The sequence below is a fragment of the Methylocystis sp. genome (assembly GCF_050246715.1).
Classification (GTDB): Bacteria; Pseudomonadota; Alphaproteobacteria; order Rhizobiales; family Beijerinckiaceae; genus Methylocystis.
Genome location: NZ_JBFWVN010000002.1, coordinates 164,991 through 187,472 on the forward strand (window position 1 = coordinate 164,991; position 22,482 = coordinate 187,472).

A 22,482-nucleotide genomic window follows, 5' to 3' on the forward strand; every position below is an offset into this window, starting at 1 on the left:
AGCTCAACCCAACAGACGCGCGACATTCTGGAACCAGGTCACGACATGAGACGGAAGATACAGTCCGGCGAGCAGCACCAGCGAGAGATGCGCATAGAGCGGCAACATTGACGCTTTCACCTCGCCGACGTCCCGGCTCGGCTCGCCGAACGCCATTCCGGTGAGACGCAACAGCAAGGCGCCGAAGGCGAGAAGCAGGCCGAAAACGAGCGGGATGGCGAGCAGAGGCTGGCGGGCGAAAGTCGAACTCACGACGAGAAATTCGCTCATGAAAATGCCGAGCGGCGGCAGCCCGATAATCGCCACGACGCCAGCGACGAGAGTCCAGCCGAGCGCCGGCTGACTTTGCGTCAATCCCCTGATGTCGGCGATTTTCTGCGTGCCCTTGGCCTGAGCAATGTGGCCGACGGAAAAGAAGATCGCGGACTTCGTCAGGCTGTGCATGGTCATATGCAGCAGGCCGGCGAAATTGGCGAGCGGGCCGCCCATGCCGAAGGCGAAGGCGATGATGCCCATGTGCTCGATCGAGGAATAGGCGAACAGCCGTTTGATGTCGTCGCGGCGGTAGAGCATGAACGCCGCCATGATGAGCGACGCAAGGCCGAGGGTGATCATCAGGGGGCCCGGCGTGATCGCCGCCGCATTGGCGGTCAGCAGCATTTTGAACCGCAGCACGGCGTAAAGCGCGACATTGAGCAGGAGGCCGGACAACACCGCCGAAATCGGCGTCGGTCCTTCCGCATGCGCGTCAGGCAGCCAGGCGTGCATCGGCGCCAGGCCGACCTTGGTGCCATAGCCGAGCATCAGGAAGACGAAAGCGACATTGAGCATCCGCGGATTGAACTGCGGCGCCTGCGACATCAGCGTCTTCCAGACCATCGCGTCGTAGCCCTGGCCAAGCACCGGCTCGGCCGCCATGTAGATGAGGATGGTTCCGAACAGCGCCAGCGCAATGCCGACGCTGCCGAGGATAAAGTATTTCCAGGCGGCTTCGAGCGCGTGCGGCGTGCGGTAAATGCCGACCATCAACACCGTGGTCAGCGTGGCGACTTCGACCGCAACCCACATCAGACCGATGTTGCTGGCGAGCAGCGCCAGATTCATCGCGCACATCAGCGACTGATACATCGCGTGATAGAAGCGGACATTCGTCGGGGTCAGCCGGCCGGTTTCGATTTCATGATCGATATAGCTCGCGCTGTAGACGCTCGTGGTGAATCCGATGAAGGTCGAGAGCACGACGAAGACGATGTTGAGATCGTCGACGAAGAGATAGCCGCTGCTCTCTGGTTCGACGATCAGCAAAATAAGCGCGAAAAGAAAGGTCGCGCCGGAAGCGCAGACATTGATCACCGCCGAGCGCCGATATTCCGGTTCGATGGCGACGGCGACGGCCGCGACGACGGGAATGGCGATAAGCGCGTTAGAGACCAGGAACAGATCGGAGCTCATGAACGTCCCCCGCGCACGCGATCGAGTTCGAAAAGATCGACGTTGTCGAAGCGCTCGCGAATGCGAAACAGGAAGATGCCGATCACGATGAAGGCGATCAGGATCGAGAAGGCCGCGCTAATCTCGACGACGAGCGGCATGCCATTGGCGCCTGCCGCTGCAAGGACCAGGCCGTTTTCCAGCGACATGAAGCCAATGATCTGGCTGACGGCGTTGCGGCGGGTCACCATCATCAGCAGCCCGAGCAGCACGATCGCCAGCGCGAAGGCGATGTCTTCGCGCGCCAACGGGTCGGCGGAGGCCGTCGCCGGCAGCATGACCACGAGAGACAGCGCCACCAGAAAAATGCCGATGAGCATGGTGATGCCGACGCCGCCGATGACTTCGACGGTTCGATGGACGCCCAGACGCTCGATGATGCGGCGCAGGCTGAAGGGAATGATCAACGCCTTGAAAATCGCCGCAATGGCGGCGGTGACATAGAGGTGGGGGGCGTCTTGATAATAGGCCTGCCAGGCGACCGACAGCGAGAGAATGCCGGCGTGCAGCGTGTAGATGTTGATCAGTCCGGACAGCCGATCCTGATAGAGCAGCATGAAGCTCGTCAGCACCAGCGCGCCAGCGAGCACATGCGCGATGTCGATTGTCAGAAGCTCCATCAGAGACTCCGTGTCACAAAAACGAGCAGCGTGGCGAGGAGGCCGAGCATCAGCCCCGCGCCGAGAAAGTCGGGAACGCGGAAGACGCGCATTTTCGCTGTCGATGTCTCGAACAGCGCGAGCACGAAGCCGCCGATCGCGAGCTTCAGAACATAGGCGCCAAGACCGATGCCCATCGCCTGCAGGCCCGCATCATGCCGTGCGAGCCCGACCGGGAAGAAGACGCAGGCGATGAGCGAGATGTAGAGAAGAAGCTTCAGCGCCGAAGCGAGTTCGATGAGCGCGAGATAGCGCCCCGAATATTCGAGAACCATCGCTTCATGCACCATCGTCAGTTCGAGATGCGTCGCCGGATTGTCGACGGGGACGCGGCCATTCTCGGCGATGGCGACAATGAGCAGCGCGACCAGCGCCATGCCGACCGAGGCGCGCAATTCCAGATTCCCGGCCATATAGGCGGCGATTTCGGAAAGCTGCGTGGTTCCGGCGACGAAGGAGACGGTGAAGACGATCATGATCGTCGCCGGCTCCGCCAGCGAGCCGAACATCGCCTCGCGACTCGAGCCGATGCCGCCGAAACTTGTTCCAATGTCCATGCCGGCGAGGGCGAGGAAAAAGCGCGCGCTGCCGAGCAGGGCGATGATGGCGATGAGATCGGCCGACCAGCTGAACATCAACCCCGTGGCGAAGGTCGGCACGAGCGACGCCGCGACCCAGGTCATGGCGAAAATCATATAGGGCGCCGAGCGATACAGCCATGACGCGTTTTCGGCGAGGACGACCTCCTTGCGCAGCAGCCGAATGAGGTCGCGCCAGGGTTGGATGATCGGCGGTCCCTTGCGGCGTAGAAGCCGGGCCTTAAGCTTCCTCGTAAAGCCGATGACGAGCGGCGAGAGCGCAAGCACCAACAGCATTTGGACGCCTTGCCCGACGAGATCGAAGAGAAAGCTCATATCGCCACCAGAACCAGCAGGAAGACGAGCGCGGCGAAAACCAGCGCGAGATATTCCTGGATCGTCAGAAGACTGAGGATGTTGAAGCCGGAGGCGCAAGTCTCAACCGCCCGCGTCAGCGGCGCATAAAGATAGTCGAAGATACGGTCTTTGATGTCGATGCTCAGACGCGCCGCCCGCGTATCGCCTGGGGCCGGCATGTCGAGCCGCTCCTTTACCGAAAAGGCGATGATGCCGAGCGTGCGTCGGATCGGCTGTGCGAAGCTGCTGCCCGTATATTGGGTCGTGGGGCTTGGTTCGATGTAGCCGCAGTCCCAAGCGGGCGCGCGCCGCGACCGCGCCGAGCCAAATTTGTGGATGACCCATCTCGCCGAATAGGCGGAGAAGAGAATGAAGATGAAGACCAGAAGCCCGTTGTAGGAGCTGCGGCTTTCGGCGACAGGCGCGATCGAGAGCCATGAAAGTTCGCCCTGCGTCGGCATGCGGCCGCCGACGAAGTCCTTCGCCGCCGGCGAAATCGTGTCGATGACGAGGCTCGGCAGCAGACCGGCGAGCAGGCAGAGCGTCAGCAAAGCCGCCATCGTGCGGAGCGACCAGCGATCGGGGTCTTTCGCCGTGCGCGCGGCTTCGCTGCGGGGCCGTCCGAGGAAGGCGATTCCATAGGCGCGGATGTAACAGCCAGCGCCGAGCGCGGCGCTGAGCGCGAGTGCCACGCCGACAGCGGGAACGAGAAGCTTCACCGTCCATTGCGGCAGCGACGGGCTGAGAAGGATCGCCTGAAACACCAGCCATTCCGAGACGAAGCCGTTCAGCGGCGGCAGGGCGGAGATGGCGACGCAGCCGCCGAGAAACAGAAACGCGGTTTTCGGCATGGAATGAATGAGGCCGCCAAGCCGCTCAATGTTTCTCTCCCCGCTGCCGGTCAATACGGCGCCGGCGCCGAAGAACAGGAGACTCTTGAACAGCGAGTGATTGAACACGTGAAACAGCGCGGCGGTGAAGGCGAGCGCCGCCGGCAGCGCCAGGCCGTCCGCCTTGAAGGCCAGGGCAAGCCCAAGCGCGATGAAGATAATGCCGATGTTTTCAATCGTGCTGTAGGCGAGGAGCTTTTTCAAATCGCTCTGGATCGTGGCGAAAAGCACCCCGATGAGCGCGCTCGCGGCGCCAAAGGTCAGCGGTTCGATCGACCACCAGAACGCTGGCGGTCCCAGCAAATCGAAGACGACGCGAATGAAACCGTAGATGGCGACCTTGGTCATGACGCCGCTCATCAGCGCTGAGACATGGCTCGGCGCCGCGGGATGCGCCAGCGGCAGCCAGATGTGCAAAGGCGCGAGTCCGGCTTTAGAGCCCATGCCGACGAGCGCCAGCGCCAGCACCAGGCCGGCTTTCCAGCCCTCTTTCGTCGACTCGCGAATCGAGGCGAAGTCATAGGCGCCGCCAACCCCTCCGAGAACGCCAAAGGCCATCAGCAGCGCGAAGCCGCCGAAACTCGCCATCAACAGGTATACGAAGCCCGCGTGTCGGTTTTCCGCTTCATGATGGTGCGTCAGCACGAGCGCCCATGACGCGAGCGACATGAACTCCCAGGCGACCAGAAAGCTGAAGGCGTCGTCGGCGAGCACGACCATGTTCATGCCAGCGAGAAACGCCGGATAGAACGGCAGGACGCGCATCGGATCTTTCTCATGCGCGCCATAACCGACCGCATAGGCGCTCGCGGCGGCGCCGCCGAGATTGACGACGGCAAGAAAAAAGGCGCTCAGGACGTCGATCCTGAGATGCATGCCGATCCACGGCAGACCCAGCGGCACAGCGGTTGAAATAACGTGCGCGCCTCTCGGCATGACCGCCGAGAAGAAGAGAAGGCCGCATAGCCCAATGCAGATGCGATAGACGTTGCGGCTGATATCTGGGTTCCGCCTCTCGACGATGGCGTAGACGCTGACGGCAAGCAACGCGCTGATGCAGGTCAACGCGAGGTAGAGCGGCATGCTAATCACCTTCCTGTCGAAATAGCCTCGTCGGTCGGGTTTCTCCTGTGAGGCTCAGGATTTAGGCGTTGCGCTTGCGAGGCGCGAGAGGATGCTTGGATGTCGCGACGTGCTGATCGAGACCGCGAATCTCGGCATGCCCGCCGCTTGATTCATAGTCCTCGCAGAAATGATGGAGATTTTCCATCACCGTGTGATCGACGCACCAGGACTCGGAGAGATCAAAGATGACGGTCTTTCCCTTTGGGATTTTGGCGAGGTCTCCCTTGAGCGGGAGGTAATTGGCGAAGAAGGCGGCGCCGCCGATATTAACGCGAAAAACGCCGGGCTCGCTCTCTACGATGTCACGATGCAGCTTGAAGACCTGCCTCCAGTTGACGCTGCGCCAAACATGGAACAGGAGCTCGGCGACGATGCCGATCGCGACGCCGATCAAGAGATCGGTCGCCAGAACGCCAATGATGGTGATCACAAAAACGGCAAGCTGGTCCCAGCCGATCGCCAGCGTCTTCTTGAATTCGACCGGAGCAGCAAGGCGGTAGCCGGTGAACACCAGCAGCGCCGCAAGCGAGGCGAGAGGAATCTCGTGAATGAGCCGGGGGAAAAGCGCGACGAAAATCAGCAGGAACAATCCGTGAAAGAAATTCGCCCAGCCCGTGCGCGCGCCATTATTGACGTTGGCCGAGCTGCGGACGATTTCCGCGATCATCGGCAAGCCGCCGATCAGGCCGCAGATGATGTTGCCAACGCCGACCGCCGCGATGTCGCGGTTGAGGTCGGACGTGCGCTTGTAGGGATCGAGCTTATCGACCGCCGCCGCGCTGAGCAGACTTTCCAGGCTGCCGACGAGACAGATCGCGACGACCTGTTGCCAGAAGAGAGCGGAGCCGATCAGCGCGAAATCGGGAAAGGCGAAGCCGGACAGAAAGTTCTGGGGAATGGAGACCAAAAATTTCGGCCCGATCGTGAATTCATGATGCGGCAGGAACGGAGTTTCCGGCAAAAAGAGATAGATGTGTTCGTCGTCGAGATCGAAATATTGCGCGAGCGCCATGCCGACGATCACGACGATGATCGGCGCCGGGATCATTCTAAGACGGCGGCTCTTCACAATTGACCAGGCGATCAGGATGAGCAATCCGAGCCCGCCAATGATTGCGACCTCCGGGTTCATGTCGCGAAGGCTTGCCGGGATCGCGCCGATCGTCGCAAACAGAGATTGCGCGTCTGGCTTGACGCCAAGCATGACGTGAATCTGCTTGGCCATGATGATGATGCCGATCGCCGCCAGCATGCCGTGAACGGCCGACGACGGGAAAAAGGCGCTCATCTTGCCGGCTTTCATCAGGCCCATCAGGGTCTGGATGACGCTGGCGCATACGATCGCCGCCAAGGTGTAGTGATAGCCGGCCTTGGCGTCGCCGGCGCCGAGCGCCTGCACCGAGTCCAGAATGACCACGATGAGGCCGGCCGCCGGACCCATGATCGTGACGAAGGAGCCGTTGAACCGCGACACCAGCAGGCCGCCGACGACGGCGGTGATAATGCCTGCTTGCGGCGGAAAGCCCGACGCCATCGAAATGCCGAGGCACAGCGGCAAGGCGATGAGAAAGACTAGAAAACCAGATAAAATGTCGGCGCGCCAGTTTTCGGCCAAGCCTGCGAGCCCGGTTTTCGGCACGAAGCGAGTTGACGTCGTCTTCGTCATGTTTGCTTGGCTCTCGACCTTCACGGCGCCGTTCTGATCCGCGGTATGGACCAGTTCGGCGCCGGACGCGCGCGGATCGCCCTGCGCCGCGGAATCGGAGCCCTGAGAGCCGGACGCGCTGACAGCCGCTGCTTCCAGAACGTCTGGAAGAGCGTGAGCCTTGCTCTTCATGCTTTGTCCTTGCAATTATTGCGTCGCGGCGGAAGGGACGCCCGAGCGGCTTGTCGGGCGCCATAGCAGGATAAAACAAGCCATCGGCCCAAGTGTTTCCCCTTTTTTTCGGAACGCCGCGATTATTTCTGATTCTTTTCTGAATTCGGACGCCGCTTGCTCGAGCGGACCCCAAAAGGCGTCCAAACCCGGCGCCGGCAACTGATTTTTTGGTGGAAACTCTCTAGAAACGCTGCATTGTTAGGTTCCGCCAACCTCAACGAAAGCGATTGTCCGTCCTTTGACTTCCCCCGTTTCAATCCTGATCGTCGAAGACGATGCCGAAATCGGCGAGTTCATCTCGCTTTATCTCGCAACGCACGACATCCAGGCGAAAGTGGCCGCGAACGCCGAGGAGATGGACGCCGCTTTCGGCGCGGGCGCCTACGACCTGCTTATTCTCGATCTCAATCTGCCTGGCGAAGACGGTTTGTCGATTTGCCGGCGCGTCCGATCCGAAAGACGCATCCCGATCATCATTTTGACGGCGCAGTCTGAGGATATCGATAAGATATTGGGGCTCGAATTGGGCGCCGACGACTACATCGTCAAGCCGTTCAATTCGCGCGAATTGCTGGCGCGCATCCGCGCCGTCCTGAGGCGAACCGAGACGCCGACCCCCGTGGACGGGCGCGCCGTGCGGCAGGCTTATCTTTTCTCGGGCTGGCGCGTCGACGTGCTTGCTCGAGAAGTCGTCGCGCCTTGCGGAATAAAGGTCGCCATGACCGGCGCAGAATTCGATCTGCTGCATGCGCTGTGCGAAAACCCGAATCGCGTGTTGACGCGCGAGCAACTGATCAACATGACCCATGGCCCGACCTCCGGGCCCTTCGAACGGAGCATTGACGTTCTGATCAGCCGGCTTCGACAGAAGATAGAAACGGACCCAAAGAAGCCCGCATTCATCCAGACGGTGCGGTCCGAGGGGTATATTTTTTCGACACAGGTTGCACGCGCATGAACTCGACACGCGTTCCATGGCGTTTCCCGCTCAACAAGCTCGCCGTGCAGATCACGCTGCTTATTCTCGTGTCGATCGTCGCCTTCCAAATCATCGTCATTGGCATGTTTCACGTGTTCGGGCGGCGCCACATTGTCGACCAGGGCGACTTCATCGCGAGCATCATCGTCGCTTTGGACGTCGCGCCGCGCTCCGAGCGCGCCGACGTCATATCAGCGCTTTCTCACGCCGTTCCTTACGCCAATATCTCGATTCAGGAGTCGCGTCCTCCAATCGCGGTTTCCTCGACAGGCAGCGGCGACATCGCCTTCGATAATGAAATTCGGCATATCGATTCATTGTTGTGGGACGGCGCGGACGTGTTCAAAGTCGAGGGTTCGGCGCCGGGCGATTACGGCGTTCTCGCCGTCGAATTGCACAAAGGCGGCTATGCGACGATTTCGATCGCCCAGCATCAAAAGTCGCCGCGCTCAATATGGCGGTGGCTTTGGCAGCATGCGGAGGATGAGCCTTTCATCCTGACGCAGGGCGCACGAACCGCGCTGTCCTTTATCCTTTTCACGGCCATCTTCATATTCTGGGCGCTGAACGCGATCATGGCGCCGTTGCGACGGCTTGCAAAATATGCCGAGCAGATTCCAAACGACGTCGACCCAACGACGCAGCTGACAGAACAGGGACCGTATGAGGTTCGCGAATTGACGCGCTCGCTCAATCGCATGCAGGCGCGCATCAGCAAGATGATCGCCGCAAGAGCTCATGTGCTCGCAGCCGTCAGCCATGATTTGCGAACCATCATCACCCGGCTGAAGCTGAAGACGGAGTTCGTTTCCGATGACGGACTCCAGCAGCGCATGATGCGCGACATCGATCTCATGGATACGATGCTATTCAAGAATCTTCAGTATCTTCGCGCTGAAGGAGACGACAAATGCGACACGTCTCTCATTGATCTCGACAGCGTTCTGCAAACGGTCGCCGACGAATTCGGCGACCTCGGCCATAACGTGACCTACAATGGCGACGGCCATAAGATGATCTTCGGATCGCTCTGCGACGTGCAACGCATTTTCACTAATCTCGTCGAAAACGCGACGCATTATGCGAAGACCGTAGACATCTTCCTGTCGGAGCGCCCGGATGGACGGCTTCAGGTCGACGTGGTCGATGACGGGCCCGGGATTACGGCGGAGGGCAAGCAGACCGCATTTGAACCCTTCGTGCGTGGTCAGCCGGGCCGCACGATCGATCAGCACGGCGGCTTTGGACTAGGACTGTCAATCGTGCGGTCGCTTGTCGAGCATCATGGCGGTTCCGTAACGCTGCTCGACCGGAAACCACACGGATTGATCGCTCGCGTGATCTTGCCGCGCGCACGGGAACGCGACGAGAAACTAAGCGTCGCCGAATCGAAAGCCGCGCCAGCGCATCTTTAAAAATTCAGGCCGGCGCGAGCAGCAGGCTCGTCTCGCTTCTGGCGATTCCCTCAATCGTTCTTACGCTCGACAGCACGCGATCAAATTCCTCCAGATTGGCGCATTCGATTTCAGCGATGAGGTCGAACGACCCGTTGGTGCTGTACAGCGCATGGATTTGCGGCAGCCCGCGCAATGCATGGGCCACGCGACGGGAACTCATGCCGGAGACTTCGACCATCATGATCGCGCGAATGCGATCAGGCGTCGCCGGGTTTTTCAACCGAACGGTAAAGCCCAGGATCACATCCGAAGCGATGAGCTTATCAAGTCGGTTCTGGACAGTTCCGCGCGAGACGCCGAGCGCCTTGGCGAGCTGAGACAGGGAGGCGCGCGCGTCGGTTCGCAGCAAGGCGATCAATCGATGGTCGAGGTCATCCATGGCTGTCCGCCTCTGACGAATTGATCAATATGTATGACGGATTTCACAAAATTACAGTCAAATCGATAGGTTATGGCCATTTTGATTGGCGTCGACAGGCTTTAGGCTTGCCGACAATGTTAGAGGAATCGCTGATGGACTTCGACGCTGACGTCGCCGTGATCGGCGATTCGCCCTTGGCGGCTGCGCGCGACGCCGCTGTCCCGTCATCCGCGTACCGCCGTGGCGCCATTCTCATGTGCGCCCCGGACTTTTTCGGCGTCGACTACATCATCAACCCCTGGATGGAAAATCAGGTCGGCCAAGCGACGCTGGAGCGCGCTCAGGCGCAATGGGAGAATTTGCGCAGCAGTCTGGCGGCGCACAGCGACATCGCCTTCGTCGCGCCGACGCCCGGCTTGCCGGACATGGTCTTCACAGCCAATGCGGGGCTGGCGATCGGCGACAAGGCGGTGGTGAGTCGGTTCCATGCCAGGGAGCGGCGCCCGGAGGAGCGTCTGTTTTGCGACTGGTTCGAGGCGCAGGGCTATTCGATCGCGCCTTGGCCCGACAATGTCGCGTTTGAAGGCGCGGGCGATGCGCTCATCGACCATGCCCGCAACATCGTCTGGTGCGGCTATGGCTGGCGCTCTGGAGAAGAAGCGCCCAGACATCTGGAAAGGATTTTCTCGAGGCGAACGATCGCGTTGAAACTCGTCGATCCGCGCTTCTATCACCTCGACACATGTTTCTGTCCGCTGAGCGGCGGCTGGCTGATGTATTATCCGGCGGCTTTCGACCTTGCGTCACAAGAAGCGATCCGAGCGATCGTTCCCGCCGAGAGGCGGATCGAAGTCGGCGAGAAGGACGCGCTTTCTTTCGCCTGCAACGCCGTCGAGGTCGCCGGACGCATCTTTCTCAACGCCTGTTCGGACGATCTTCGCGCGCGCCTGATCGACGCTGGTTTCACGCCGGTCGAGACTCCGCTTTCCGAATTCATGAAGGCGGGCGGCGCAGCAAAATGTTTGACGCTGGAATTGCCCGGCGCCGCCCGTAAGTTCACGCCGCGGGGCTGAGGGTTTCGCCGCCCGGCGGCCGGTTGCAGGCGCAGAGCGCGCCGGTCTGCAGCGCGTCAAGCACGCGCAGCGTATCCTGTGGCGACCGGCCGACGTCGAGATTCGTCGCATAGACATGCTGAATGACATTGTCGGGATCGACGATGAAGGTGACGCGATGGGCGACGCCGGAAGGCGAACGCACGCCTAGGCCGTCGATCAGCTCACCCTTGCAATCGGCGAATTGCCAGATCGGCAGATTCTTCAAGTCTCCGTGGTCCCGCCGCCAGGCCAGCTTCACGAATTCATTGTCCGTCGAGCCGCCGAGAACGACCGCGTCGCGCTCAGCGAAATCCTGCGACAGGGCGGCGAAGCCGGCGATTTCAGTCGGACAAACAAAGGTGAAATCCTTCGGATAGAAAAAGATCACCTTCCATTTTCCCGGAAAGCTCGTCTCGTTCAGCGTTTCGAACGCCGTCTCGCCATTTTCTTCGATCTCGTTAAATCCCGGCTTCACGCCGATGGCGGCGAAATTCGGCAGTCTGTCGCCAATTCCCAACATGTTCATTCTCCTTGAGACGTCATCGGCGCTCTATTGCGGATTGCTTCTTGAAACGGCTGCGTCGAACTCTTCGAGCCGAGAGGCGCAGCGCGGTCCGATGTTTGGCGTCCCATAAAGTTCGGCGCGCCGCCAATCGATGAAGCGCTCTTCCGTCTCCCACATGGTGACCGAGAAATAGAGCACATGCGGACCGATCTCCCGTCCCTTGTGAAAGCGAAAGCCGATCAGCCCCGTCGCTTCTCTGAGCCGGACGCTGGTTTCTCTCCAAGCCGTCTCGAATGTCTCCTCGCAGCCCTTGACGACCCTGAACTGATTCGACGCCATGAACATCGCGCGTTCCTCTTCCTGTTCCTTGAGTCGCTCAAGCCGTCTGCCGCGCGCGCTGGGCGCGACGCGACATCGCCACGAGCGCGGCGAATTCATCGCATCTCTTGCGCATGCATTCGTCCGGACAGGACAGCGCATAGTGGCGGTGCAGCGCCGCAAGCCCGTAACCGGCGAGTTCGACTTCGTCGATCGACATTCGAACCGGATCCTGGCTCATCGCTTCGTCAAGGATCGAATCAATGCGTTTTCTTTCTTTCGCGAGATCGCACAATGCTTTTCTCCTTCAAAGATCGGCGGACAGCGGGCGGCGTCGACGCTGGTCCTGTCGCTTAAGGACGCGCGTTCGGGTTTTGACGAGTCGGCGCCGCCGCTTGCATCGCACAAAGATTTAACAAGCTATTCGCTTCGTCAATACGAGTAAGCTTTCCTCGGAAATCTTTCAAAAATCGTCTTTCTAAATATTCCTATTTGAAAGAGCGGCAAGACATAAGTCTTGCGCCTCCTTGTCCGCGTTGGCTGTCGCCGTTCGCCGCCAAGCCATCGTTCTGGCGCAAATCTGGGTTCATTCGGATAGGGGGCTGGCGTCGGCGGCGCGTCAGCGCAGGCCACGAACGGCATGAATGAGGAAATGAATATGCACAGCATCGCCACGGTTCGGCGGGCCAAGAAAGCTCTCCTTTTTGCGACGCTCCTGGCGGCCTCCGCGCCGCTCCATGGCTGCTATACGCCCGCCGAACGCGCGCTCGGCGGCGGCATGATCGGCGGCCTCGGCGGCGCCGGAATCGGCGCGCTCGCGTCGGGCGGACTCGCTGGGCCGACGCTTGCCTCGGCGGCGGTCGGCGCGGCCGGCGGCGCGATCATTGGCGCGGCGACGGCGCCGCGCCCATATTACCGTCGCCATCGGCGCTACTATTAGAAAGGTCCTCTCGCCCGATGTGCGGGCGCTTTACCCAGCATTTGTCTTGGGAGGAGCTGCAGCGGCTTGCCGACCTGATCGGCCAGCCGCGCAATCTGCAGCCCCGCTACAATGTGGCGCCGACGACGATGATCGAGGTCATCAGGCCGTCGCCCGCAGGCAACGAACTCGTTCCAATGCGCTGGGGGTTCGCGCCCTCGTGGTGGAAGAAGCCGCTGCGCGAACTGCCGGCGACCTTCAATGCGCGCGCCGAAACGATCGCCGAAAAGCCGATGTTTCGCTCCGCCTTCGCCAAGACCCGCTGCATCATTCCGGCGTCGGGCTTTTATGAATGGACCGGCCCGAAGGGCGCCAAGACGCCCCATTATTTTTCGGCGAGCGACGGCCGCCCCCTCGCATTCGCCGGGTTGTGGGACAGCTGCCGCGACGTTGAGAGCAATGCGCGGATCGAGTCGGCGACGATTATCGTCGGTCCGGCGAATGATTGGATGCGCCCTTTTCATGATCGCATGCCGATCATACTCGACTGGCGCGACGCCAAAACATGGCTGACGGGCGACGATCCCGCTTCATTGCTTCGGCCGGCGCCCGAAGACGCCTTGCAGGAATGGGTCGTGTCGCGGCGGGTCAACCGTTCGAACGAGGCCGATGACGATCCGACGCTGATCACACCAAGCGCCGCAGCCGCTTCCTAATAGGCCGCGCCGCGTGAACTATCCAAGCTCCAAGGTGGTCACGCCGTAACAATGTTCGATGCGTCCCGGCGGCGTTCCACGCGTAAACATGCGCGCGGCGTCGAAAAGGCGCGTCAACCCGCGCCGCTTCGCCAATTCGATCGCCTCGGGATTTGCTTCGGGCGTGTCGAGAAATAAAGGCGCGCCTGCCGCCCGCGCGCGCAGGCCTTGAAACAGCGCGTCGGCGATCTCTGGATCGTCAGCGAACAGCGGCCCGATCTTGTACCCTTCTCGGCACGCGCGCAGCACGCCATAGCCCGCGAGCTGTCGCCGCCTCATGAAGGCAAGCGCCGCGCCGCCCGGCTGAGCAATCCAGCGCGAAAGAAATTTCGCGCGCGCCGTCGGAAAGACAGTGGCGTCGTAGCGCAGGATTTCGTCAAAGGGAACGGAGGCAAGCTCGGTCAGATCTGTCGGGGCTTTGCCGCCGCCGACGCATTGATGGCGTATGTTGCGATAGGCAAACTCGAACCCGTATCGCCGATAAATGTCTTGCATGGCGATCGCGGCGTCGAGCCCGACATTGCGTCCCTGCACATGCCGCATCGCGACATTCAAGAGTCGAAGGCCGACGCCTTTTTCCCGAAAGGGCGGGCGAACGATGAGCAGTCCGACATAGCCGAAAGCCTCATCATAGGCGGTGGCGCAAATGCAGCCCAAAGCTTCGCCCGCGCATGCCGCAAGAAAAAATCCGTCGGGATCGACGGCGTAGAAACTCTCGGCGTCGCGGAGGCCGGGATTCCAGCCTTCGGCCGCCGCCCAATCGAGCGCGATATCAAGCTCGGCTTGGGACACGCGGCGAATGACGAGGTCGTCCAGGTTCATCTGAGGCTTGTGGCGCGACTCGTCGTATGGCGCAACTCGCGTCGCCGCCGGCTAGGGCCCTTCTTCAAGAAGCTGCGTGATCGAACCGTTCGCGTGCAGCCTGCGGATCGCCTCGGCGACGAGACCGGCGACGCTGACCAGCGTCAGGCGATCGCCGAGCGCGGTCGCGATTGCGGGCGCGAGCGGCACGGAGTCGGTGATGATCAGCCTGTCGATCGGAGCGTTGGCGAGCACGCCGGCCGCTGCTTCGGAAAAGACGCCGTGCGTCGCCGCCGCCCAGACGTCGGCGGCGCCATTGGCGCGGCATGCCGCGGCGGTGCGCGCCACCGTGCCGCCGCCGGCGATCAAATCGTCAATGATGATCGCAATGCGATCCTTGACGTCGCCGGCGAAAATGTCGCCGACGACGCGACCTTCGCTGCGATATTTGTCCATAAACGCCTTGGCGACAGGGCGCTTCAGCATGCGTTCGAGCCGCAGCCGGAACAGTTCAGCGCGTTTCTCGCCGCCAAGGTCAGGAGACACAACGGCGATAGGCGAGTCTTTGACATCGGCGACGACGCGGCGCGCGAAAAGCGACTGCGCGTCGAGATGGACCGCCTCGCAACGAAAGGCGTTCTGGAATGCGGCGATGTTATGCGCATCGATGCAGATCAGACGGTCGGTGCCAATCGCCTCGAAGAGCTGCGCGACGTAGCGCGTGGTGACCGGATCGCGAGGCTTCGTGCGCCGATCTTTTCTTGAGAAGCAGAGATAGGGCGTGACGGCTGTGACCCGCGCGGCCCCGGCGTCTTTCAGCGCGCCGATGAAGAACAATAGTTTGCACAGCCGGTCGGCGCTGCTCGCGACATGATCGCCATGCAGAGTAAAGACGGCGTAGCAGTCTCGGCCGCGCACATTTTCGAGCGGCCGGATCTTATACTCGCGGTCTTCGAATTCGCGGTCTTCGAGCGGCGTCAGTTCGGCGCCGAGCGCCTGCGCGACGTCTTCGCCAAACGCGGCGTTGGCGCCAAGCGCGAACAGCGCAAGCCCGCCATCCGATTCGCGCGGCGTCCGCGCCGGCGCGCCATCTAAGACATGCGCTGAGATGGCGGCTAGCGCCGAATCGACCGTGCGCCCGTCTTCGGAAAGCGGCATTGCCAGGATTTCGACAATAGCGCGATCGCGGCCATGTTCAACGCCGGTGTATTGCGCCAGCACAGGCTGGCCTGAGCGCCGCACTTCCTTAAGCAGACGACGCAGCCGCACCGCGCCGCGGCGATCCGTCGCCTCGCTCAGCCTGTCGCCGATGCGGCAGGGACCGAGCAATGTCGCGGCGGCCGACACGCCTTCGGTCAGAACGCCGTCGTCGCCCGGTCCTTCAAATCGATGCACGAAGACGGTTTCGGCTGCGTTGCGCTCCTGTGGCGCGAAGCTGATGGCGCTTCGCTTCGCCGCCACGGCGCCGTCGCGGGCCGCTTCCCAGCGCTCATGCACGATCTGGAGTTCGAACCGTTTCGGTTGCGGGGCGAAATCCAGCCGGTCGAACAGCCGCTTGAGCGGCGGGTCGGTCATCACCATCGTCGTCATTTGCTTAAGACTTTCTATCCTCGCGCAGCTCGCGCAAATGGAGCTATTCGTCGCGGGTCGCATCAAGATGGTCGATGAACCATTTTGTCGCGCGCTCGACGACGCTCTCCAGCGTGCCCGGCTCCTCGAAAAGATGGGTGGCGCCCGGGACGATATCGAGACGGTTGCGGCAGCTGAGCGATTGTTGCGCGCTGCGATTGAGCTCGATGACGCCGTAATCGAGTCCGCCGACGATCAGCAATGTCGGCGCTTGAACGCGCCGCAGCGCGTCGCCCGCGAGATCGGGACGGCCGCCGCGCGAGACCACGGCCGCCACGCGGGGCTCCTCGGCCGCAGCCGTGAGCGCCGCTGCGGCGCCTGTGCTGGCTCCGAACAGGCCGATCGGCAGGCGAGACACGTCGCTCTCGGCGCCGGCCCAGGCGATCGCTTCGATGACGCGCGCGCCGAGCAGGGGGATGTCGAAGACGTTGCGGCGATAGTCGCCTTCCTCGGCGGTCAGTAAATCGAACAGCAGACACGCGAATCCCTGCGCAAGAAGTCGCTCGGCGACATATCTGTTGCGCGGGCTGAAACGCGAGGAGCCGCTGCCATGCGCAAAAATGATTAGCCCCCTCGGGTCTTGAGGCAGGAATAGCGATCCCTCGAGCCGATGCGGCCCGATCGCGACATCGATTGTACTGGAGTCGTTCGTCATCCTCTGGACCTCGTTCGTACTGACGCTTCAGCTGGTCGAGCCCGCTTGGCGTCCTAGATGGCGTCGCTCCTTTAGTCGTCTATCTGGAGAAGCCGCTCAGTCCTCGCCATATTTATCTAAGGGCGCTCGCCTGTCCGTCTCAGCTTGGGGAGGATTTTTCGCATGCAAACGCAGCCGAAGATCGATTTTCAAGGGGTTGAGCCGTCATCCGACCGGCAGGAAAAAATACTGCGTCTGATAGAAAAACTTGAGGAACGCTACGGCCGTGCGACAGCCTGTCGCGTCGTCGTGAAAGGCCCGGGCGCGCATCACCGTACCGGAGGGCTTTATGAGATCAATCTCCATCTCGTTTTGCCTGACAGACGCGAGGTTGCGATCGAGCGCACGCCGCATCTCGACGAGCGCTTTCAGGATTTCGATTTCGCGCTGAACGATGCGTTCAAACGGGCGCGGCGGCGGCTGCAGGACCAGGTGCGGCGCATGCGCGGCAAGGTCAAGCTTCACGAGAACGCGCCGACCGGCGTTGTGAAGCAAATGTCGCCGGAGGATGGGTACGGCTTCATCGCGGCGCCGGATGGCCGAGAAATCTACTTTCACCGCAACAGCGTCGAGGGGCCGGGATTTGCCGCGTTGAGGCCCGGCGCGCGCGTGCGCTACCGGGAGGAGGAGGGCCGAGAGGGCCCGCAAGCCAGCCGCGTCACCCCGCTTGGCGGCGACGCTGGCTAATCTTAGTGTCATGTCCGCAGCGGGCGATCATATCGCGACCGGGCGCTGGGAGCATTTTCCGCACGACGCCGACATCGGGGTGCGCGGCTATGGCGCGACGCCGGGCGAAGCCTGCGAGCAGGCCGCGTTCGCGATGATGGCGGCGATCCTCGATCCGGCAGCCGTTCGGCTGGAGCATACGATAGACGTGGACGTCGAAGCGCCGAGCCTCGATCTGCTGCTCGTCGATTGGCTGAACGCGCTCATTTACGAGATGGCGGAACGGCGAATGCTGTTCGGAGCCTTCGAGGCGACGATCGAGGATCATTATCGCCTTAAGGGCCGCGCTTTCGGCGAATCGGTGTCGCGCGCGCGACATCAACCTGCCGTGGAAGCGAAAGGCGCGACCTACACCGAACTCGCCTTCGTCGAAGATCGGCCGGGACTGTGGCGGGCGCAATGCGTGGTCGACGTATAGCAACGGGAGGATGGCATGGATGTTTCCCGTTTCGAGAAGATTTCGGACACGGCGTGGCGGGTTGCGCCGTTCGGCGGGATGCGCGTGCCGGGGATCATTTACGCGACCGAAGACCTGATGCAGGAAATGGACGACAAGGTCTTCGATCAGGTGACCAATGTCGCGAAGCTTCCGGGCATCGTTCGCGCTTCCTACGCCATGCCCGACGCGCATTGGGGCTATGGTTTTCCGATCGGCGGCGTCGCGGCCTTCGACGCAGATGAGGGAGGCGTCGTGTCCGCCGGCGGCGTCGGGTTCGACGTTTCTTGCGGCGTGCGGACGCATTTGACGCATTTGACGCGCGCACAGATCGTTTCGGTTCAGCAGGAGCTTGCCGACGCGCTTTTCGAGCATGTTCCGGCAGGCGTCGGTTCTGAAGGAGAGATCGCCCTCGATGAGCAGGGCTTGAACGCCATGCTGCTCGGCGGCGCGCAATGGGCGATCGAGCGCGGCTTCGGGCGCGCCGAGGATCTCGACCGGATCGAGGAGGGAGGATGCGCGTCGGGCGCCGATCCCGCCGCCGTGTCGGAACATGCGCGCAAACGCCAGCGCCGCGAAATGGGCACGCTCGGCTCAGGCAATCATTACCTCGAGGTGCAGGAAGTTGTCGACATTTTCGATGCGAAGACCGCCGCCGCATACGGCCTCGTCAAGGGCGAATGCGTCGTGACGATTCATTGCGGCTCACGTGGTCTCGGCCATCAGATCGGCACGGAATATTTGCGGGAAATGGCGATTTCGGCGCAAGCCTACGGCATCGAATTGCCCGATCGTGAATTGGCCTGCGCCCCGATAAAGTCTGGCCTCGGACAGAAATATCTCGGCGCGATGCGATCGGCGATCAACTGCGCGCTGGCCAATCGTGAAATCATTGGCCATCTGGCGCGACAGGTCTTCGCCAAGTTCTTCGAGAATGAGGAATTGCCACTCATGTTTGACGTTTCTCACAACACCTGCAAGGTCGAGCGCCATGCGATCGATGGCGAAACGCGCCAGCTTTTTGTCCATCGCAAGGGCGCGACGCGCGCATTCGGGCCTGGTCATGAGAGTCTGCCCGAAGCGCTGCGACCTTACGGACAGCCGGTGCTCATCGGCGGAAGCATGGGCGCAGGCTCCTATGTGTTGGCCGGCATGGCGACGAGCGAGCGTCAGGCGTTTTCCTCGGCCTGTCATGGCGCAGGGCGGCGCATGAGCCGTCATGCGGCGACGCGCGTTTGGGGCGGACGCAAAGTCGTTGACGATCTGCGCGCTCAGGGAATCATCGTCAAGAGTCCATCGCTGCGCGGGGTCGCTGAAGAAGCGCCGGGCGCCTATAAGGATGTTGGCGCGGTCGTCGATTCCGCGGAGGCCGCAGGACTGGCGAAAAAGGTCGCCTTTCTCAAGCCGCTCATCTGCGTCAAAGGCTGAGAAGCGACGCGACGATGGAGCCAATCTCTCATAACCAAGCGCGCGCCGTTCGCGCGCCGCCCTCGACCGCCGACAAGGTTCGATATCTCAGCGCGCCCGGAGCCTATCCGAACGTTCCAGTGTCGGTGAGCGTGCTGGAAACGCATATGTCATACGTGTTTCTCGCGGGCGACAGGGTCTACAAACTCAAGAAGCCGGTGCGCTATCCTTTTCTCGACTTCTCGACGATCAAAGCCCGCGAACATAATTGTCGCGAGGAGGCGCGCCTCAATCGCCGGCTGGCGGCCGACATTTATCTCGGCGTCGTGCCGCTGACCTTCAGCGCCGCGCAGGGTCTGGCGCTTGGCGGCGATGGCGAGGCCGTCGACTGGCTTGTCGCAATGCATCGCCTGCCGCGCGAAGCGATGCTCGATCGGCTGATTGCCGAAGACCGTCTGACCACAGCGCATATTGACGCGCTCAGCGAGACATTGGCGGATTTCTATCGCCATGCGGAACGCTCCTCGATCGGCGCCGAGGATTACGCGCTGCGGTTTTTTCGCGAGCAGGAAAAGAATCGTGACATTCTGACGCGACGTGATTTCGCGCTCGATCATGGACGTACGCCGATTCTGCTCGACCTTCTCGACGCAAGACTCTCAGAGAGCCGCGCGCAGTTGCAGGAGCGCGTGCTTGCAGGCCGCATCGTTGACGGCCATGGCGATCTGCGTCCCGAGCATATCTGCTTTCGCGACCCAATCGCGATCTTCGACTGTCTGGAGTTCAACGCCGAATTGCGGCAGGTCGATCCTTTCGACGAGCTTGCCTATCTTGGCGTCGAATGCGCGCTCATCGGCGCGAAGACGATCGGCGCTAAGCTCGTCGACAAAGTCGCGCAGCGCCTCTCAATCGAACCGCCGTGGCGCCTGGTTTCGCTTTACGCCGCCTGGCGCGCCACGCTGCGCGCGCGGCAGTCGGTGGCGCATCTTCTCGACGCAACGCCGCGAGAGCCGGCGAAATGGGAGCCGCTGGCGACGCGCTATCTAAATCTCGCGCAATCGGCGCTCGCCGCCGGCGCATAGAAAAAGGTGAGGCGACGACATGTCCTTTTATGATCGCACTGACGCCGGACGCCGCCTCGCCGCCGAGCTCGAAAAATTCAAGGGCGAGGATGTCGTCGTTTTCGCGCTGCCGCGCGGCGGCGCGCCCGTCGCCGAGCCGATCGCGAATTCGCTCGATGCGCCGCTCGATCTCGTGCTGGTCAGAAAGATCGGCGTGCCTTTTCAGCCGGAGCTAGCGATGGGCGCCGTGGCCGACGGCGGAAATCCGGTCGTCGTGCGCAATGAGGACGTGATCGCCATGGCCGATGTCAGCGAGCGGGAATTTGAAGAAGTGTGCGCGCGCGAACTTGAAGAGATCGAGCGTCGCCGCCAGCTCTATCTCGGCAATCGCGCGCGACCCGAGGCGGGGGGACATGTCGCCATCGTCGTCGACGACGGCGTCGCCACCGGCGCGACGACACGCGCCGCGCTGCGCGCGGTTCGCGCGCGCGGGCCAAAGAAGCTGGTGCTGGCCGTGCCGGTCGCGCCGCCCGATACGCTGGAATCTCTGGCGTCGGAAGTCGATGAAATCATTTGCCTCGAGACGCATCGCGCCTTCGGCGCAATCGGGTTTTTCTATCGGGATTTTCGTCAGATCAGCGACGACGAAGTAATCGACATTCTCGATCGATGCGCCAGGAAGGCTAGCGGCGCGTAGTCGACCCGAAATCAGCCACAATCCCCGAAAAAGCTCGCTTTGCGGCTTTCAGGAGATCAGCCATGCGCGCTAAAGGCGGATCAATAGTTCTGGCGGCGCTTCTCGTCATGGTGGCGCCGGCGGAGGCGTTCGACAGCCCGATCAATCGGGGACCGCTCGCCGACTTCTTCAATGTCTTTCGCGAGCAGGCGATACCGCGGCAGGTCGTCTCGTGGCGCCATCCGCAATATAAGCGCGGAACGGTCGTCATCTCGACCAAGGATCGTCGGCTCTATTATGTGCTCGGCGACGGGCGCGCGATCGAATATGGCGTCGGCGTTGGCCGGATGGGCTTCACCTGGTCTGGCGTGAAAACAATTTCGCGCAAGCGCGAATGGCCGGACTGGAGTCCGCCGCCGCAGATGCTCAAGCGCAGGCCTGACCTGCCGCGCCATATGGCCGGCGGCATGGACAATCCGCTTGGCGCACGCGCGCTTTATCTCGGCTCAAGCCAATACCGCATTCACGGCTCCAATGAGCCGGACACGATCGGCGCCGCCGTATCGTCTGGCTGCATCCGCATGACCAATAACGATGTCGTCGATCTCTACGGCCGCGTGAAGGTGGGCACGCAAGTCGTCGTGCTCAATTAAGGCGACTCGGGTTTTATGTCGTTTTCGCTCTTTACGGCCTCGCAGACCGGGCGCTGGCGCCAGACTCCATAGCGCCAGGGCGTGAGCGGGCCGGCATCGGCGCGCAGCCTTTCAGGCACAGGATCGAATCCCGCGCCGCCGCCAGGCCGGCAGCGGCAGACGCGCGCAAAACCCATCCAGCCGCCGGCCCATAGGCCATGGCGCGCGATCGCCTCGTCGGCATATTCGGAGCAGGTCGGCGCATAGCGGCAGAAGCGCCCGGCGATCGCCGAGAAGGTGACGCGATAGAAAAGGATCAGCCCGCGCGCCGCGCGGGCGGGGAGGGATTGCAGCAGAGAAAGGAGGGTCGGCACAACCGCAATCTATTTCCGCCGGACGCAAATCTGAAGGGCGCGCGCCTCATTTGCCGAGCCCGAGCGAGACAGCGGCCTTGCATTGAGCGCAGCATGCAATGTTCGGTGCGCAGGAGAAATGGGGGAAGGATGGCGATCTCTGAGAATTGGCCGGGGGTGCATCAGTCCGATTCTCGATAGAAGATGGTATTGAAACCCTCATCCTGCGCCGGAGGCGCAAAATAGCTCGTGATCAAATCGAACTGATCGTCTGTTACAAGAAACTCGTGCTCGCCGCGCGCGTAACGCGCATGCATACGCGCTCTACAAAGAGCGTCTGAAGCTTTTAGATAATGAAGCTGATGCGCGACCCCGGCGTTTTCGAAAATGCCGTGCATCCATTGGCGAGTAGCGACAGTGTTCGCCGGGAAATCCAGGACGACCGACAGCCCCGCGCGCAGCACATCCTCTACATGCGGGCCCATCACATCGCGGATGCGCGCCGAGTAACGCGCATAATCCTCTACCGAATGCAATTCGGGACCGTAAAGGCGCTTAATCCACCGGTCTTCGCTGACGAGCAAGGTCGCTGGCTCCGCGGCGAGGCGATTGCAGAGCGTCGATTTTCCGGCCGCGATCTTGCCGCAGACTAAATGGAGGGTGGGTCGATGAGTAGTCACGATCGTCATCCGCCACGTCG

General features: G+C 61.8%; 25 protein-coding genes. 11 read left to right on the plus strand and 14 right to left on the minus strand.

What is annotated here, in order from left to right; genetic code table 11:
- Nucleotides 1-3: 3 nt before the first annotated feature.
- The 5 genes from AB7I51_RS02070 to AB7I51_RS02090 form a co-directional block, all read right to left on the minus strand.
- A complete protein-coding gene (locus tag AB7I51_RS02070) occupies nucleotides 4-1,452 on the minus strand; it encodes a hydrogenase 4 subunit F (RefSeq protein ID WP_428403152.1) in 1,449 nt (482 codons plus the stop codon).
- Nucleotides 1,449-2,111, minus strand: a complete 663-nt coding sequence (locus tag AB7I51_RS02075) for a hydrogenase-4 component E (RefSeq protein WP_428403151.1) — start codon at nucleotides 2,109-2,111, stop codon at nucleotides 1,449-1,451. Before AB7I51_RS02075 ends, AB7I51_RS02070 begins: the two co-directional genes overlap by 4 nt.
- On the minus strand, nucleotides 2,111-3,064 hold the full coding sequence (locus AB7I51_RS02080; RefSeq protein WP_428403150.1) for a respiratory chain complex I subunit 1 family protein: 954 nt from the start codon (nucleotides 3,062-3,064) through the stop codon (nucleotides 2,111-2,113). The genes AB7I51_RS02075 and AB7I51_RS02080 overlap by 1 nt, the downstream gene beginning before the upstream one ends.
- Nucleotides 3,061-5,058, minus strand: coding sequence for a hydrogenase 4 subunit B (gene hyfB / locus AB7I51_RS02085; RefSeq protein ID WP_428403149.1), 1,998 nt, complete (start codon nucleotides 5,056-5,058; stop codon nucleotides 3,061-3,063). The genes AB7I51_RS02080 and hyfB overlap by 4 nt, the downstream gene beginning before the upstream one ends.
- Before the next feature lie 61 nt (nucleotides 5,059-5,119).
- A complete protein-coding gene (locus tag AB7I51_RS02090; protein WP_428403148.1) occupies nucleotides 5,120-6,937 on the minus strand; it encodes a SulP family inorganic anion transporter in 1,818 nt (605 codons plus the stop codon).
- Between the two features lie 280 nt (nucleotides 6,938-7,217).
- Between AB7I51_RS02090 and AB7I51_RS02095 the strand changes: the two genes are divergently transcribed.
- Both AB7I51_RS02095 and AB7I51_RS02100 read left to right on the plus strand, forming a co-directional pair.
- Nucleotides 7,218-7,937, plus strand: coding sequence for a response regulator (locus AB7I51_RS02095; protein ID WP_428403147.1), 720 nt, complete (start codon nucleotides 7,218-7,220; stop codon nucleotides 7,935-7,937).
- Nucleotides 7,934-9,373: an ATP-binding protein gene (locus AB7I51_RS02100; RefSeq protein WP_428403146.1), complete on the plus strand. Its 1,440-nt coding sequence runs from the start codon at nucleotides 7,934-7,936 to the stop codon at nucleotides 9,371-9,373. Before AB7I51_RS02095 ends, AB7I51_RS02100 begins: the two co-directional genes overlap by 4 nt.
- 4 nt (nucleotides 9,374-9,377) lie before the next feature.
- Here the strand turns inward: AB7I51_RS02100 and AB7I51_RS02105 are convergent, their stop codons facing one another.
- A complete protein-coding gene (locus tag AB7I51_RS02105) occupies nucleotides 9,378-9,794 on the minus strand; it encodes an Lrp/AsnC family transcriptional regulator (protein WP_428403145.1) in 417 nt (138 codons plus the stop codon).
- A 134-nt stretch (nucleotides 9,795-9,928) separates the two neighbouring features.
- On the opposite strand from AB7I51_RS02105, the gene AB7I51_RS02110 reads away from it, so the two are divergent.
- Nucleotides 9,929-10,849 (plus strand): dimethylarginine dimethylaminohydrolase family protein, encoded by a 921-nt coding sequence (locus AB7I51_RS02110; protein WP_428403144.1) that lies wholly within the window; start codon nucleotides 9,929-9,931, stop codon nucleotides 10,847-10,849.
- Here AB7I51_RS02110 and AB7I51_RS02115 read toward each other — a convergent pair.
- The 3 genes from AB7I51_RS02115 to AB7I51_RS02125 are packed head-to-tail and all read right to left on the minus strand — an operon-like array spanning nucleotide 10,833 to nucleotide 11,988.
- Entirely contained in the window at nucleotides 10,833-11,390 is a 558-nt protein-coding gene (locus AB7I51_RS02115) for a peroxiredoxin (protein WP_428403143.1), read from the minus strand. The genes AB7I51_RS02110 and AB7I51_RS02115 overlap by 17 nt on opposite strands.
- 30 nt (nucleotides 11,391-11,420) lie before the next feature.
- Complete coding sequence (locus tag AB7I51_RS02120; RefSeq protein WP_428403142.1) at nucleotides 11,421-11,720, minus strand: antibiotic biosynthesis monooxygenase family protein; 300 nt, start codon at nucleotides 11,718-11,720, stop codon at nucleotides 11,421-11,423.
- Nucleotides 11,721-11,751: 31 nt separating this feature from the next.
- Nucleotides 11,752-11,988 (minus strand): hypothetical protein, encoded by a 237-nt coding sequence (locus AB7I51_RS02125; RefSeq protein ID WP_428403141.1) that lies wholly within the window; start codon nucleotides 11,986-11,988, stop codon nucleotides 11,752-11,754.
- A 345-nt stretch (nucleotides 11,989-12,333) separates the two neighbouring features.
- On the opposite strand from AB7I51_RS02125, the gene AB7I51_RS02130 reads away from it, so the two are divergent.
- Together AB7I51_RS02130 and AB7I51_RS02135 are read left to right on the plus strand one after the other, a co-directional pair.
- The gene (locus tag AB7I51_RS02130; RefSeq protein WP_428403140.1) at nucleotides 12,334-12,633 is read left to right on the plus strand and encodes a hypothetical protein; all 300 of its coding nucleotides are present in this window, start codon (nucleotides 12,334-12,336) and stop codon (nucleotides 12,631-12,633) included.
- Between the two features lie 17 nt (nucleotides 12,634-12,650).
- Entirely contained in the window at nucleotides 12,651-13,328 is a 678-nt protein-coding gene (locus AB7I51_RS02135) for an SOS response-associated peptidase (RefSeq protein WP_428403139.1), read from the plus strand.
- Between the two features lie 18 nt (nucleotides 13,329-13,346).
- On the opposite strand, the gene AB7I51_RS02140 is transcribed toward AB7I51_RS02135, so the two are convergent.
- From AB7I51_RS02140 to AB7I51_RS02150, 3 genes are read right to left on the minus strand one after another with little or no spacing between them, the layout of a single operon-like run.
- The gene (locus tag AB7I51_RS02140) at nucleotides 13,347-14,189 is read right to left on the minus strand and encodes a GNAT family N-acetyltransferase (protein ID WP_428403138.1); all 843 of its coding nucleotides are present in this window, start codon (nucleotides 14,187-14,189) and stop codon (nucleotides 13,347-13,349) included.
- Between the two features lie 51 nt (nucleotides 14,190-14,240).
- Nucleotides 14,241-15,743: a ribose-phosphate diphosphokinase gene (locus tag AB7I51_RS02145; protein WP_428406101.1), complete on the minus strand. Its 1,503-nt coding sequence runs from the start codon at nucleotides 15,741-15,743 to the stop codon at nucleotides 14,241-14,243.
- A 58-nt stretch (nucleotides 15,744-15,801) separates the two neighbouring features.
- A complete protein-coding gene (locus AB7I51_RS02150; RefSeq protein WP_428403136.1) occupies nucleotides 15,802-16,452 on the minus strand; it encodes a dienelactone hydrolase family protein in 651 nt (216 codons plus the stop codon).
- 162 nt (nucleotides 16,453-16,614) lie between these two features.
- Here AB7I51_RS02150 and AB7I51_RS02155 point away from each other — a divergent pair, with 162 nt between their 5' ends.
- The 6 genes from AB7I51_RS02155 (at nucleotide 16,615) to AB7I51_RS02180 (ending at nucleotide 21,450) form a co-directional block, all read left to right on the plus strand.
- Entirely contained in the window at nucleotides 16,615-17,178 is a 564-nt protein-coding gene (locus tag AB7I51_RS02155; protein WP_428403135.1) for a cold shock domain-containing protein, read from the plus strand.
- Between the two features lie 10 nt (nucleotides 17,179-17,188).
- Nucleotides 17,189-17,635, plus strand: coding sequence for an archease (locus AB7I51_RS02160; protein WP_428403134.1), 447 nt, complete (start codon nucleotides 17,189-17,191; stop codon nucleotides 17,633-17,635).
- A 15-nt stretch (nucleotides 17,636-17,650) separates the two neighbouring features.
- Nucleotides 17,651-19,081, plus strand: a complete 1,431-nt coding sequence (locus AB7I51_RS02165; RefSeq protein WP_428403133.1) for an RtcB family protein — start codon at nucleotides 17,651-17,653, stop codon at nucleotides 19,079-19,081.
- Between the two features lie 14 nt (nucleotides 19,082-19,095).
- Nucleotides 19,096-20,142: a hypothetical protein gene (locus AB7I51_RS02170; protein ID WP_428403132.1), complete on the plus strand. Its 1,047-nt coding sequence runs from the start codon at nucleotides 19,096-19,098 to the stop codon at nucleotides 20,140-20,142.
- A 19-nt stretch (nucleotides 20,143-20,161) separates the two neighbouring features.
- Nucleotides 20,162-20,818, plus strand: a complete 657-nt coding sequence (locus AB7I51_RS02175) for a phosphoribosyltransferase (protein ID WP_428403131.1) — start codon at nucleotides 20,162-20,164, stop codon at nucleotides 20,816-20,818.
- 62 nt (nucleotides 20,819-20,880) lie between these two features.
- Nucleotides 20,881-21,450, plus strand: a complete 570-nt coding sequence (locus tag AB7I51_RS02180) for a L,D-transpeptidase (protein ID WP_428403130.1) — start codon at nucleotides 20,881-20,883, stop codon at nucleotides 21,448-21,450.
- Here AB7I51_RS02180 and yidD read toward each other — a convergent pair.
- Nucleotides 21,447-21,803: a membrane protein insertion efficiency factor YidD gene (yidD, locus tag AB7I51_RS02185; RefSeq protein WP_428403129.1), complete on the minus strand. Its 357-nt coding sequence runs from the start codon at nucleotides 21,801-21,803 to the stop codon at nucleotides 21,447-21,449. The two genes, AB7I51_RS02180 and yidD, sit on opposite strands and share 4 nt — an antisense overlap.
- A gap of 161 nt (nucleotides 21,804-21,964) precedes the next feature.
- A complete protein-coding gene (locus tag AB7I51_RS02190) occupies nucleotides 21,965-22,462 on the minus strand; it encodes an AAA family ATPase (protein ID WP_428403128.1) in 498 nt (165 codons plus the stop codon).
- Between the last annotated feature and the right edge of the window lie 20 nt (nucleotides 22,463-22,482).